This window comes from Denitrificimonas caeni DSM 24390, assembly GCF_000421765.1.
In the GTDB taxonomy this organism is placed as follows: Bacteria; Pseudomonadota; Gammaproteobacteria; order Pseudomonadales; family Pseudomonadaceae; genus Denitrificimonas; species Denitrificimonas caeni.
Window position 1 is genome coordinate 1 of the sequence record NZ_ATXQ01000007.1, and the last position, 14,710, is coordinate 14,710.

11 protein-coding genes are annotated in these 14,710 nt (G+C 52.9%); all 11 read right to left on the minus strand.

The features are described from left to right. A partial coding sequence (gene tnpA, locus H591_RS15280; protein WP_022966894.1) for an IS66 family insertion sequence element accessory protein TnpA occupies window positions 1–255 on the minus strand: 255 nt, incomplete at its 3' end. A 723-nt stretch (window positions 256–978) separates the two neighbouring features. Next, complete coding sequence (locus H591_RS0110405; protein ID WP_022966895.1) at window positions 979–1,416, minus strand: MgtC/SapB family protein; 438 nt, start codon at window positions 1,414–1,416, stop codon at window positions 979–981. Window positions 1,417–1,581: 165 nt separating this feature from the next. Beyond that, on the minus strand, window positions 1,582–2,505 hold the full coding sequence (locus H591_RS0110410; protein ID WP_022966896.1) for a DUF808 domain-containing protein: 924 nt from the start codon (window positions 2,503–2,505) through the stop codon (window positions 1,582–1,584). Window positions 2,506–2,585: 80 nt separating this feature from the next. Continuing rightward, window positions 2,586–3,626, minus strand: a complete 1,041-nt coding sequence (locus H591_RS0110415; protein ID WP_022966897.1) for a DUF475 domain-containing protein — start codon at window positions 3,624–3,626, stop codon at window positions 2,586–2,588. A 187-nt stretch (window positions 3,627–3,813) separates the two neighbouring features. Then, window positions 3,814–4,545 (minus strand): tellurite resistance TerB family protein, encoded by a 732-nt coding sequence (locus H591_RS0110420; protein ID WP_022966898.1) that lies wholly within the window; start codon window positions 4,543–4,545, stop codon window positions 3,814–3,816. 140 nt (window positions 4,546–4,685) lie between these two features. Then, entirely contained in the window at window positions 4,686–5,702 is a 1,017-nt protein-coding gene (locus tag H591_RS0110425; protein WP_022966899.1) for an IS30 family transposase, read from the minus strand. A 155-nt stretch (window positions 5,703–5,857) separates the two neighbouring features. Then, complete coding sequence (locus H591_RS0110430) at window positions 5,858–6,190, minus strand: DUF2790 domain-containing protein (protein WP_022966900.1); 333 nt, start codon at window positions 6,188–6,190, stop codon at window positions 5,858–5,860. 113 nt (window positions 6,191–6,303) lie between these two features. Further along, window positions 6,304–7,320, minus strand: a complete 1,017-nt coding sequence (locus tag H591_RS0110435; RefSeq protein WP_022966901.1) for an IS30 family transposase — start codon at window positions 7,318–7,320, stop codon at window positions 6,304–6,306. A gap of 457 nt (window positions 7,321–7,777) precedes the next feature. Continuing rightward, on the minus strand, window positions 7,778–10,249 hold the full coding sequence (locus tag H591_RS0110440) for a heavy metal translocating P-type ATPase (RefSeq protein WP_022966902.1): 2,472 nt from the start codon (window positions 10,247–10,249) through the stop codon (window positions 7,778–7,780). After that, window positions 10,246–13,506 (minus strand): efflux RND transporter permease subunit, encoded by a 3,261-nt coding sequence (locus H591_RS0110445; RefSeq protein WP_022966903.1) that lies wholly within the window; start codon window positions 13,504–13,506, stop codon window positions 10,246–10,248. The genes H591_RS0110440 and H591_RS0110445 overlap by 4 nt, the downstream gene beginning before the upstream one ends. Window positions 13,507–13,517: 11 nt before the next feature. Continuing rightward, window positions 13,518–14,705 carry an efflux RND transporter periplasmic adaptor subunit gene (locus tag H591_RS0110450; protein WP_022966904.1) on the minus strand — a complete coding sequence of 396 codons (1,188 nt, stop codon included), beginning with the start codon at window positions 14,703–14,705 and terminating at the stop codon, window positions 13,518–13,520. Window positions 14,706–14,710: the final 5 nt, after the last annotated feature.

The window sequence follows — 14,710 nt, forward strand, 5'->3', positions numbered from 1 at the left end:
TAAAGTTAATTCAGTTTGCTGAAAGCGCAACGCCAATGATGCACCAGAACCTGCTGCTGGCGTGCTTATTGATTGAGCCTGCACCTGAATAAAAGCAGACTCAGGATGAGTGCTTAATAACTCACTGCGGCGCTTGCTAAAATACTTAGGATTGAGCTTAAGCGCAGCGCAAAACTCGACCTGGGTTTGCCCGCTGTGCTCAAAAGCTTCGATTAACTCTAACCACTGCGCTGTGTTGCGATATTGACGGCTCATACATCACCTCGTTTATTAAAACGGGTAAGCTATGGCATCAGAAAAGCGTTGGCTATGTGGGGTTGTTGTTACGCTTACGCTTAACCCTCTAGCAGTGAGAGCAAAAAATGGGCAACAAGCACCCTAAAAAGCAAAAACCCTTGAAAATCACTAGGATAATCAAGGGCTTAGGTGTTTCTTTTTGGTGGGCCGGGGTAATCTGAACAGAGCTTTCAAGCTATTGATTAATAAAGAATTTAATCGGTTCAAGTTTAGCTTGGAATACTTTTTGGTGTCCGAAATATCTGATTTTGCTTTCAACTGATAAAAATGACGCGCCTAAATCCAAATTTCAGATGTACTTTGATGGTACGAAGAGAACGGCCAAACTGCAGTTAAAGGCGCAACAGTAATCATTTGCTAGCGATGAAGCACTGCATTTTAATTTACCTGCTAAAGCCACAAGCATTAAAAATGCGGCACTTGGTAGCAGTACCATTTCAGCAGTATTCATTTTCCGCAAATTATTTTTAGAAAATCACTGAATAATTATCAATCGCATAAAAGCATTCTACCTTCTGCACGGTGACGCAACCTAAAAACATGTAATTGAGTTTTTATGGTGACCGCGCCAAGCATGTGGATTTGAACTGAGGACCGCTTGTTTGATGCAATATGTACGCAATGACAGAGAGCTACATCGGTAATCCACGCGAAAAATAGCAGTTCTCGTAAGTAGAATAACTAGTCCAGCCTATTTTTTGTCTTGAATGGTTCTGAGAATTGTAGAATTAGAAAATTAACAACCGACAATATTATCGCTATCTCATAACGCCCATAAGCCACTGAAATGCCGATAGCAGCTGTATTCCATAAACTCGCTGCCGTCGCAGTACCTTTTACTGTATTTTCACCTTTAAAAATAGCACCACCACCGATAAAGCCCATGCCCGTAATAATAGCGTACATGATTCTCGCCTCAGGCTGCGAACCGTGATAAATATCTACAGCGACTAGCATGAAAGCACACGATGCAATACCTACCAATGGAAAGGTTCTGAGCCCTGCACCCTTATCTTTCATCTCACGGTTGAGAGCAATCGGTAGTGAAAGTATGAAAGCAATTCCTAATTGAAAAAGATGATATCCCATCAATTTCAAGCTCAAGTCGAATTCAAACATTGCTGTACGCTCTGTAAAAGGGAGTTAGTAAGTTAGGCTGGTTTTGCGCTGAAGCCAACCTCATCACCCAGCTAATAAAACTCAGTAAATATTGCTAAAGAATGATGATTGCTGGCTTATGCCTTATGAGTTCAAATCTTATAAACACACATGTATGAATAGGCTTTAATTCACAGAAGATGATTTATTACCGCGTAATTTACCAATAAGGCTAACAAAAGCCACGACGATAACACCGACGATTAAACCTACTAAAGCATTTAAGAGCATGGTGGTTATGTCTTCAAACACTCCTGTCAGGTGCGCTAAGTCTTCAACTTCATGATGTAAAAAATCAATTCCATGCACTAAGATTCCGCCGCCAACTAGAAACATCGCTAACGTCCCAGCAATAGATAAAAACTTCATCAGCTTTGGTGCCGCAGACAATAAAAACCCGCCTATTTTCTGCTTAGCATTACCCGTCTGCTTCATTAGGTATAAACCTAAATCATCCATTTTGACGATACCCGCTACCAAGCCATAAACGCCTACGGTGATAGCAATGGCAATAATGGAAAGCACTAAGCTTTTTTCTAGAAGAGTCGCTCCAATTGCTGAGCCTAGCGCAATGACAATGATCTCTGCCGACAGGATAAAATCTGTACGCACCGCGCCTTTGATTTTATCCTTTTCAAAAGCAACCAAATCAACTGTTTCATCAGCATTGGCGCGTAGGCGCGCGATTTGCTCTTCATCATGAGACAAAAGATGCGGCCAGAATTTATGAATTATTTTTTCAGCACCCTCATAAGCCAAATAGAGACCGCCGCACATTAATAAGAAGGTGACTAAAGGTGGGTAAATGGCACTGATGAGCAGTGCTGATGGCACTAAAATAAGTTTATTAACGAATGACCCTTTAGCGACTGCCCAAACCACAGGCAGCTCACGGTCTGCTTTAACACCGGAAACTTGCTCAGCATTGAGCGCTAAATCATCACCCAATACTCCCGCAGTTTTTTTAGCGGCAACCTTAGTCATGAGTGAAACATCGTCTAATATCAGACTGATATCATCAAGTAAGGTTAGTAAACTGGCACCTGCCATGTACGCTCCTTAGCGTCTATTTGCATAAATGTATTGATACGCTTGCTTAGCAAAGGTTTCAGTATGAGCGGACTTAAATGTTAAGTGATAATATTTTTAGCTTCTTGCTTACGGTGCTTAAGTGATGCAAGTAAAGCCCAGCCAATGAAAGCGATACCAATAAGACCAGTCACCAATTCTGGCACATGGAATCTCATCGATAACAGCATAATAATAGCTAATGCACCAATCGCATAATGCGCACCGTGCTCAAGGTAGATAAACTCATCAAGTGTGCCTTTTTCCACCAAAAATATGGTCATAGAACGCACGAACATAGCACCAATCGCTAGCCCTAGCATGATAATGATGACGTCATTAGTGATTGCAAATGCACCAATCACACCATCAAAACTGAATGAAGCATCTAGCACTTCAAGATATAGGAAACCGGCGATACCACCTTTCAAAATGGCACTTCCTGCTGCTGTACTAGTGCCATTACTTTCAAGCATACCCGATACGATTTGCACGCCTAAGTAGATTAAGACACCCCAAATGCCTGCAATCAATACCGCAGGAGCCTGTACTTCAGTCACCCATGTTAGGGATAACATTAAGATTGCGAGCGCCACAAATACACTCATAGCGTTTACTTGACCGAGTTTTGCCAAGCGGCTTTCAAGCCAATCAAACCAATGCACTTCTTTTTCATCAAATAAGAAGTTTAAGAACACTAACAGTAAGAACATACCACCGAAGGCTGAAATCTCAGCATGATGCTCTAAAAGTTTTGTCGAGTATTCTTTGGGATCATTTAATGCCAAGTTAACCACTTCCATCATGCCGAGGTCTGCGGTAACCGCAACAATAACAATTGGGAAGACTAAACGCATACCAAATACAGCGATTAAGATACCAACGGTTAAGAAGATCATTTTCCAAAATTTGTCCCAGTTTTTGAGCACTGAGGCGTTAACCACCGCGTTATCAAACGATAGCGAGATTTCCATGACGGCCAAAATAGCGGTAATCGATAGCGCAGATATCATCCCGCCCATACCACTGTGTGAATATCCCCACCACGCTGCCACCATTAAGGCGATAGCGGTAAAGATAAAATCCAAATAAAAATGTCTCATGGCTATCCTGTCTGATTGCGTAAGGCTAATGTCGGTTTACTATCGGCTCTCACTATAAAAGGGTGAGCCAGAGCAAAGGTTATGCACGACGACGGATCACCAATCGCTGGTGTAGTCTGCGCGATACAATATGCTAATCATCTACATTCGCCGCTAGGGCACTCAACTGCTGTTTAAGCGCTTAATTTTAAGAGTGATGCGCTATTGCTTGTGCTTCCAACTCCGCTTTTAGTGCAGGTGCAAGCTGCAGTTGACGTGCAAGTTCGTCAAGGTAGGCTCGCTCCATATAGCTTTCCTCATCGACTACAAGAATGCTGGCGAGGTACATCTCAGCTGCAATTTCCGGGGTCTTCGCTGCTAAAGCTAGGTCAGCTGGATCGAGAGGTTTGCGCAACTCTTGTTGGAACCATAATTGTAGCTGCGGCTCGTTGGTGAGCTTGGCGATTGCATCATCAATAAGCTGCCGCTCGCGCTCATCAATGTGACCGTCCGCCTTGGCTGCACAAATAAGTGCGCGAAGAATAGCTTGGCTATGCTCTTCCATGACTGCTGGGGACACACGATCCACTGTCTGCGGTTGATGTTGTGTATAAGGTGCGCTGGGCTGTCCCTGACCCCGATTTTGATTGTTATTTTGCCAGTTACTATAAGCTTTATAGGCCACGACACCCAGCGCTGCTAAGCCACCATAAGTAATAACATTGCCACCTACCTTGCGTGCCTTTTTACTGGACATCAGTAAGCTGATAATACCGCCACCCAAAGCACCACCACCAATACTGCCAAGCAGACCATTGAGTGCTGTATTGGGCTCGTTTGGAGCTGCTGGATTTGTCTGATTGGATTGTGCTGTATTCTGCCCTTGCAGTAATTCTTTACCTGAGTTGAGAAGCTGATCGAGCAAGCTGCGAGTATTCATCTATGTCTCCATTGCAAATGATGGTTGATCCGAACTTATTGACAGGATAGTGGTTAACTGGTTCTAAATGCTGAAACTTTTTAGTGATACAGCTAGGCTTGCCTGACCTTTACGGCGGTTGCAGACTCTGAGCGCAACACCTAGTGCTTTTGCTCTTCATTAATATTAGCTGATAATACTACATCGGTTATCACTTCAATTGGACAGCGAAAATCAAAGCGTTTTCGTGGTCGGATATTGAGCTGATAGGCTATCGCATCTAGGTCAGTCTGAGAGTGAGCCGACAAGTCTGTGCCCTTAGGTAAATACTGCCGAATCAAACCGTTGATATTTTCATTGCTGCCGCGCTGCCAAGGGCTGTGCGGGTCACAGAAGTAAATGGCTACGCCTGTTTTTTGAGTGATCTGAGCATGGTGCGTCATTTCCCTTCCTTGGTCATAAGTCATGCTCTTACGCAGTGGTAAATCCATTCGGTTTAAGGCTGTGCTGAAGCCTTCAACTGCTGAGGTCGCAGTAGCATCATTCATCTTAACCAGCATCAGGTAACCACTACTGCGCTCAACGAGCGTGCCTACTGCAGAAGCATTATTTTTCCCTTTAATCAAATCACCCTCCCAGTGCCCTGGAACCAAGCGGTCTTCGACTTCAGGGGGACGTACATGAATGCTGACCATATCGGGGATCTGGTTACGACGATCAACACCACCTGTACGTGGCTTGCGAGTGCTTTTGCCTTGACGCAAACAAATGATCAGCTCTTTACGCAGCTCACCCACAGGCAGCGCGTAGATGGCATTATAAATGGTCTCGCGGCACACGTAACGGTCTTTGACGTTGGTTGTATTCATGTTGCGTAAATGACCTGCAATTTGCTCGGGAGAAAACTTATCCTGAAGCATTTCGATAACAATCTCAAACAGCTCTTCTCCAGGCACCAGCTTTTTACTGGGCCTACAGACCTGCCTTTTACGGCATCTTATTTGCTGTGCTGTTTGCGCCGTATATTCGCTATTTACGGAGTTTCTTTTTATTTCACGACTGATCGTTGAAGGGCTTCGCTTGAGTTTTTTAGCGATGCCTCGTTGACTGATGCCCATGCTCAAACTCACTTGGATCACGGCACGTTCTTCGATAGATAATTCAGTATACTGTTGCATTCCAACACCTTAGCTTATTTATCGGCTAGGTGTTGCACTCAGAATTGGCGGCCAAGCTATTTTTGTATTAATTATGAAAGTTACTTAATGCTTTATCGGAACGGATAGCATTAATTGAAAATTAGATATTTAATCCTGCTCTGATAGCAATATCATCAACCTTCACTTTGGCGACAACTACCCAATACCGTATAGCGAACGGCGTGTAAATCACCTTGAGAATCTTCGAAGCTCATTATTTTCTTGTAGTTTCCACAAGTTTTAATTTCTTTCGTTGCGTGTATAAGTTTTTTTACATCAATCGGCATTCCATATTTATAATCTACAATTTCCGGTACTGATTTATTATTACTCGCAGCATACTTTTGTGTGATTTCAATATTTTTTTGTTGATTTTTTTGAGTAAGATTATCAATTGATGAGCTTGCAAAAGCCAATTGCGTTGAGCTTAGAAAAATAATTGCTACTAACAGTTTTCTTGTATTCATAACGACCTCCAGTAATTGTGAGTTAATTATACGTTATGAATACTGTCTCGATCATGACTCTAACATTACATTTCGGTCATAAGAGGGCGGTTGCAGACTCTGAGTGCAACACCCTATTGAATTGACCCAAGCATCTTTTGTTCTGACAAGACTACATCAGTAATAACCTCGATAGGACAACGGTAATTAAATCGTTGTCGAGGTCGAATATTAAGCTCATACGCTATCGCATCTAACTGCTCTTGGGTGTACCCCGACAGATCTGTGCCCTTGGGAAGATACTGGCGAATCAAACCGTTAATATTCTCATTGCTCCCGCGCTGCCAAGGGCTATGCGGGTCACAAAAGTAAATAGCAGTGCCGGTCTTCTGCGTGATTTCAGCATGGCGAGTCATCTCACGACCTTGATCATAAGTTAAGCTCTTTTTCAGCTCTGCAGGCATACGATTCAGAGCAGCGCTAAAGCCGTTAACCGCTGAAGTCGCCGTAGCATCAGCCATTCGGGCTAAAATAAGGTAACCACTGGTTCGCTCAACCAGCGTGCCCACAGCTGAACCATTGGCTTTACCCTTAATTAAATCGCCTTCCCAATGCCCTGGCATCAATCGATCTTCAATTTCAGGCGGACGCAGATGAATACTGACCATGTCAGGTATTTGGCCGCGGCGATCCACACCACCTGAACGGGGTCTGCGCGTTGTTTTTCCTTGTCGAAGACAGATGATCAGTTCTTTACGTAGCTCACCCACAGGCAAGGCATAGATAGCGCTGTAGATGGTTTCTCGACAGACGTAAGTACGTTCATATCCGGGTATGTTCATCGTGCGCAGTTTACCTGCTATCTGTTGAGGAGAAAACTTATGCCTGAGCATATAAGCAACAAGCTCAAACAACTCACTATCAAACTCAAGCTTCTTTTTTGGTCGACACAACAAACGATTTCTGCACCGCGACTGCTGTGCTTGAGGAGCAATATACTGCCCTGCAGAATTGCTATTACGCTTTATTTCTCTGCTAATTGTTGATGGTGAGCGCTTTATCAATCGTGCGATGGCACGCAAACTAAGGCTATGGCTTAAGCCAATTTGCAGTGTGGCACGCTCTTCAATACTGAGTTCTGTATAGTTCATGACAATACCTTACCGGTTAGTGGCTAGGTGTTGCACTCAGAACTGGCCGCCAAGAAGCGTCTAGTCAATTTTCAAACTCCTAGCTATCGACTAGGGTCGCCAAACGTAAGCGCGGTATCAGCACATCGTACTAATCCACGGGCAGGATCGCCCGCGGCCCGCAGTACTTACCTGGTTGACGTTGGTCACATTCTGCCCCTATAACCCAAACACACTGCCGAAGACGGTTGCTCCGAAACAGGCTCTAGTGCCCGCATCAGGGCATACACGCGTAGCTGGACAAGATTTATCAGCGGGAGCCGTAGCCCGGGTATCCATCTCGTAAGCACACTCCATAGCTCTGACAGCGACAGAAGAATGATGGCGACCTGCGCCGCCACGCGCTAATCCGCGAAATACCTTTAGCTACTGCTTGTGCGCCTTAATCCGCTGCAAAGTCGCTGAGAAAAAGGAATGTTTATGTGGCGGGCACCGGATTAGCACGTCTCTCCCGATAGGCGAGCAGCCTGAGTGCGTTGAACACAACCACCAGCGTCGAGCCTTCATGTACCGCAACCGCTGGACCGATGCCGAGCCCCAGGATCGTCGCAGGCACCAGTAGTACCACAACGCCAAGACTGATGAACAGGTTCTGCCGAATGATTGTGCGCGCTTGCCGGCTGAGTTCGACGGCGAACGGCAGAGAGGACAGGTCGTCGGCCATCAGGGCAACGTCGGCTGTTTCCAGCGCTACGTCCGATCCTGCCGCGCCCATGGCGATTCCCACTGTTGCATTGGCCATGGCTGGGGCATCGTTGACACCATCGCCAACCATCGCAACGTCGCCGGTTTCTCGCAGCTTCTTGATTGCCTCCACCTTGTTTTCCGGCATCAGGTCGCCCCACGCCTCGTCTAAGCCGACTTGCTTGGCGACAGCATCAGCGACTCGCTGGTTGTCGCCGGAGATCATGATCATGCGGGTGATGCCGATCTCCCGTAGTCGCTCAAGCGCAGACCGTGCCGACGCGCGTGGCGTATCCATGAGGCCGATCACGCCAAGGTCGTTCCCATTCCGGCGGACCACCATGGTGGTCCGCCCCTCGTTGCGGAGCTGTTCGACAGCGGCGGCAACAAACTCCGACAAGGGTGGCAGGTCATCAGCGCCGAACATCTCGGCCTTGCCAATCTGCACCGTATCGTCTTCGATCCGAGCGACTACGCCCTGCCCGGTCAGGCTGCGAAGCCCGGACGCAGTAGACAGAGGTGCACCGCCAAGACGTTGCGTGCCATCGCGCACGATCGCGCGGGCCAGAGGATGGTCACTCAGTGCTTCGACCGCAACCGCCGTTGCCAGCAATTCGGCCTCACCAACGCCGGGGGCCGGTGATACGTCAGTGATACGTGGGCGGCCTTCTGTGAGCGTGCCGGTTTTGTCGAACGCTAGCGCATGGAGTGATCCGAGCTTTTCGAGCGGAGCGCCTCCCTTGATCAGAACCCCGCCCCGCGCAGCGCGAGCAATACCAGAGAGCACGGCGCTCGGCGTAGCGATAGCGAGTGCACAAGGGCTGGCTGCGACCAGAACGGCCATCGCACGATAGAAGCTATCCCGGAATGGCTCGTCCACCACGACCCCTGCGAACAGCAGCAGCACCACAAGCGCCAGCACTGCCGGTACGAAAACACGCTCAAACCGATCTGTGAAACGCTGGGTCGGCGATTTTCGCGTCTCAGCTTCGCTGACCATTTTCACGATGCGAGCCAGCGCGTTTTCCGAGGAACGTTTGGTCACCACGATCTCGATCGCGCCAGAACCATTGATAGTGCCTGCGAACACGCGATGCGCCGCGTCCAGCAGATCGGGCCGCGCGGTGGCTTCCGCGCGGTCAGTGACGGGACGCTTATCGACTGGCACACTTTCCCCGGTGACAGGGGCCTGATCAACACTGCTTTCACCTGACACTACAAATCCGTCCGCTGGCAGGCGCTCATTGGGGAGGACGATCACCACATCGCCCAGCGCCAGCGTCTCCACTGCGACCTCCATGATTTTGCCGTCACGACGGACCCTAGCGGTCGCCGGAGCAAGTTCGGCGAGCGCTTCAATCGCGCGCTTGGCGCGACCCATAGCGTAGTGTTCGAGTGAATGACCAAGGCTGAACAGGAACAGCAGAAGCGCACCTTCGGCCCATGCCCCGAGCGCCGCCGCGCCAGCCGCGGCGACCAACATCAGCGTGTCGATCTCGAAACGTTTGAGCTTCAGGTTCTGGAGCGCTTCTCCGACGGTGTAGAAGCCGCCGAAGAAGTACGCGCCGAGATAGCAGGCGAGCGGCAACCAACCTGGCACAGGCGTCAGTTTTTCGATTGCGAATCCCGTGGCGAGGAGTGCACCGCAGATCAGGGAGAAGATCAGCTCGCTATTGGCGCCGAAGATGCCGCCATGATGGTGGTCGGTATCTTCGCCGCTCTTGCGTCGGTCGCCGTCCGCCTCGTGCCAATGTGTTTTGGGCTTGCGGTCCACCCCGGCTTCTGCCAGCGCTACACGAATGTCATCCTCTGATGTCTGCTTACGGTCAAATTCCAGTCGTACCACGCCGCCGACGCTGACCTCGGCTTCGAGCACGCCGGGCAGATTCAGTAACTGTTCGGTTACCGTTCGCGCGCGCCGCTGGTGGGTGATGCCCTCGATGTTCCAGACGAGATGGCCGAACTGTTCGGTAATGCGCGCACCTGTTGTCTCGACCAGTTCGCGGATACGCGCGAGCGGAAGCATGTCGGGGTCATAGTGGATGCAGAGTTGATGCGTTGCCGAGGAGCCATCACGTCGGACATGGACATCCTCCACGCCCGCCTGGCCCCGCAGCTCGGCCAAGAGGCGCCCCACGCAGGCATCGGCGTCGTGCAAAATGTTCGGCAGCAGGATGGGGAGATCGAGACGCAGCTTGCTCGTCATGTGCGTGCTCCCCCTTTACGGGTCTTTGGCTTCGCAGCTCGTGCGGCGAAGGTAGGCAGCACCAGCAGGGTCAATACAGTGGCCGTGATCAGGCCGCCGATGACGACGGTGGCCAGCGGCTTCTGCACTTCGGCCCCGGAGCCGGTCGCGATCGCCATCGGAATGAAACCGACGATGGCCACCAGCGCCGTGGTCAGCACCGCACGCAGGCGACTGGCCGCGCCGCCAGCGGCGGCCTCCAGCGGCGAATCGCCTGCGGTCAAGCGTTCGCGGATCGCCTGCATCAGCACCAGGCCGTTGAGCGTCGCCACGCCCGACACGGCAATGAAACCCACGGCTGCCGATACCGAGAAGGGCATGCCGCGCAGCATCAGCGCCAATGCACCTCCCACCAACGCCAATGGCACGCAGACGAACACCAGCGCTGCTTCACGGATCGTGCCCAGTGCCATGTACAGCAGGCTTCCGATCAGCAGGAACACGACCGGGATCACCAACGCCAACCGTGCCTCGGCGCGCTGCAGGTTCTCGAACTGCCCGCCCCACGTCAGATACACCCCCGCTGGAAGCAATACATCGGCCACCGCGGCCTGTGCTTCCTGGACGAACCCGCCCAGGTCGCGACCGCGTACGTTCGCCTGAACCACGATCCGTCGGCTGCCGTTGTTGCGGCTGATCTGGCTGGGACCTTCGCTGACGTCGATACGCGCAACGGAGGCCAACGGCACCACCATGCCGTCAGGCGCGACGATGGGCAGCGCAGCGAGCTGCGCCGGATCGTTGCGCGCGTCTTCGTCAAACCGGATCACCACATCGAAGCGGCGGTCGCCCTCAAAGATTTTGCCAGCCGAGGTGCCACCGATGCCGGTCGCGACCGCTTCGCTGACATCGGCAGCCGTCAAGCCGTACTGCGCGGCGGCGGCGTGATCGACCCGCACCGTGAGCGTCGGCAGTCCCGAAACCTGTTCCACACGGACGTCGGCGGCACCCTCTACGCCACGCAGCTTGAGCGCGACCTGATCCGCGGTTCTCTGCAAGATGTCGAAGTCGTCGCCGAAGACCATTACGGCCAAGTCGGTACGCACGCCGGAAATCAGCTCGTTGAAACGCAGTTCGATGGGTTGGCTGAACTCGAACGCATTGCCGATCTGGTTGCCGACGATGGACTCAAGCCGGCTGATCAGCTCTTCCTTGTCCAATGATCGGTCGGGCCATTCCGAGCGAGGCTTGAGCACGATCACGCTGTCGGAGATGTTGATCGGCATCGGATCGATGGCCGCTTCCGCCGTACCCGTGCGTGAGAAGATGGTCCTCACTTCCGGCTCACTCGTCAGTGCCCTCTCTAGGGCAAGCTGCATCGACAGCGATTGCTCAAGCGAAGCAGAAGGAACCCGCAGGGCCTGCATCGCGAGGTTGCCTTCGTCGAGCGTGGGCATGAACTCGCGACCCAGCGAGATGAAAGCTACCGAGCCGATCGCGAGCATGAGAACAGCGCCTGCAAGTACGGCACGTGGCCGCGTTACCGCGATGCGGATGACCGGTTCGACCTTGCCTCGCACGTATCGGATGAGGCGAGTTTCGTGCTCGCCATCATGTCCGTGTTCATGAACATGTTCATGCTCATGTTCTTGCTCTGGGATATGCTGGGACTTGGTCTTGGGTTCGCGCACGAACAGCGCCGCCATCGCCGGCACAAAGGTGAACGACAAGATGAATGCACCGACCAAGGCAAGCATGAGGGTCGCCGCCATGGGCTGGAAGGTCTTACCCTCGACGCCTTCCAGCGTGAGGATCGGTGCGAATACCAGCAGGATGATGGTCTGGCCGAAAGCAGCGGGCCGCACCATCTTGCGCGCCGCCTGGATCGCCACGCCCAGCCGCTCGCCTGCGGATAATGCACGACCCAACTCGGCCCGCTTCTGGCCAAGCATGAGCAGCGTCGCCTCGATTACGATCACCGCACCATCGACGAGGATGCCGAAATCGAGCGCGCCCAGGCTCATCAGGTTGCCGCTGATCTCGAAGCGATTCATGCCGATCACTGCGAATAGGAATGACAACGGGATCACCAGTGCAGTGATAGCTGCCGCGCGGAAGTTGCCCAGCAACAGAAACAACACGGCGATGACCAGTAGCGCACCTTCGGTCAGGTTCTTGGCGACCGTCTTGATCGTGGAATTCACCAGTTCGCTGCGATCAAGCACGGGTTCGGCCACGATGTTCGGTGGCAGGGAGCGATTGACTTCGGCAAGGCGTTCGGCCGCGGCCTGCGCCACGGTGCGGCTGTTGCCGTCGGCGATCATCAATGCAGTGCCGAGCACGGTTTCGTGCCCATCGCGCGTGGCGGCGCCCAGACGCGGCGCCTGCCCCAGACCGACGCTCGCCACGTCCGAGACGCGGATGACGAAGCCGTTGCGATTGGCGACAGGCGCCTGCGCCAGATCGTCGACGGTCTGCGCAAGGGCATCTGTCCGAACGATCAGACCCTCGCCAGCACGCTGGATGAATCCGGCACCTGCTTGGACATTGGAACGTTCAAGCGCCTGCACGAGATCACCCAGGCCGAGGCCGTAGGCTGCCAGCTGTTCGGCATTCGGGCGGATGGCATATTCCTTGACATAGCCACCGATCGTGTCGACGCCCGCAAGCCCCGGAGCCGAGCGCATCTGCGGCGCAATGATCCAGTCCTGCACAGTGCGCAGGTAGGTGGCACGCTCCTCTGGCGTCGTGAGGCGGTCGCCTTCCGGCGTCAGATAGACCTCGTTGGCCTGCCAACCCGGTTCGTTCGGTTGACCGACGTTCGCCGGATCGAACGGCGTGAAATCCACCGTCCACATCAGTACTTCGCCCAGACCCGTGGTCACCGGCGACATCATCGGCGTCACCCCTTCGGGCAACTCCTCCTCCACTTCGCGCATGCGTTCGGCCACTTGCTGGCGTGCGAAGTAGATGTCGGTCTGGTCGGTGAAAATGGCGGTGACCTGGGAGAATCCGTTACGTGAGATCGAGCGGGTGCTAGTCAGCCCGGGGATGCCGGCCAAGGCTGTTTCAAGTGGATAGGTTACCTGGCGCTCGATCTGACCGGGCGCGAGCGCGGGCGCTATGGTGTTGATCTGCACCTGGCGGTTGGTGATGTCTGGCACGGCATCAATTGGGAGCTTGTTGAGCTGGAACAGGCCATAAACCACGAGGAGCGTCGCGACGAAGACCACGGCCCAGCGGAAGCGGACCGCTGTTTCAATAATGAACTTGAACATATGAGTAGTCCTTAGTGGCCGTGTTCGGCTTCGCCCTTGGCGAGTTCGGCCTTCAACAGGAAGGCATTCATTCCGGCAATGCGTTCATCGCCAGACAGTCCATTGAGAATCTCGATGGACTCGCCTGCGCGCCGACCCGCGAGCACCGGTGTAACGCGGAAGCCATTGTCATCAGCCACGAACACCACTGATCGTCCCTCCACGGTTTGAACGGCATCGGCGGGGACGGTCAGACCACCTTCCTGGCTGTTTGTGACGACGGTCCCTGTCACGGGGGACCCAGCAGGCGGTAAGGCACTTGAAGTCGATAGCGCGCGAATAACAGCTGCACCGCTTTGCTCGCGCGCATTGGCGGCTACGCCAACGACCACGGCTTCGAAGCTGCCAGACGGACCTGTGACTTGGAGACGAGCTCCAGAGGTAACCTCGGATGCCAATGCGGGAGGAGCGTTGAAGACGAGCTCCACTCGCGCCGGATCGGAGATTTCCGCGACGGCGCCGCCCGCTGCAACGAAGCCACCTGCCGTGATAGGGACTGCGCCGATTACGCCCACGATGGGGCTGACGATACTGAGGCGCCCCGACGCATCCGGTGAGCCACTTGCCACGACCTGCGCGTGCGCCGCTCTTGCTGCAGCGTCAGCGGCGAGTGAGCGGGCGCGAGATGCTTCCATTTCCTGACGAGCGACAATCCCCTGTTCGACGAGGTTCAAGTCGCGCTGATAAGCGAGGCGCGCAGCTTCGGCCTCGGCAACTGCGGCATCGGCGTTTGCACGCAAAGTAGCTGCATCGCCACTGACTATGACAGCCAGGAGCTGACCGGCTTCAACCGATGAGCCCGGGGCGACGTGTATCTGCTCGACCCTTCCGCCCGTGATCGCCGCTACGACCGCCCGAGCGCCCACTGCAGACTCGACCCGGCCTGACAGCCGATACTCGTTACCGCCGCCGCGGCCCACGTCTACGATGCTGATACCCGAGGCTTCGATTTGCCTCGCGGTTAATGCGACGACACCTTCCTCGGATGGCGCATCCTCGTGCTCGTCCTGCTGGTCAGGATCATTGTGAGCGGCGTGCTCATCATCCTCGACGTGAGCGGCGTGCTCCGAGTGCGGGATGAGCTGGGCAAGGCCGAAGCCAGTACCAAGGGCAACAAGTAGGACTGCTCCACAGAGGAGCCGGATATTTGTGGTTGTCATCTATG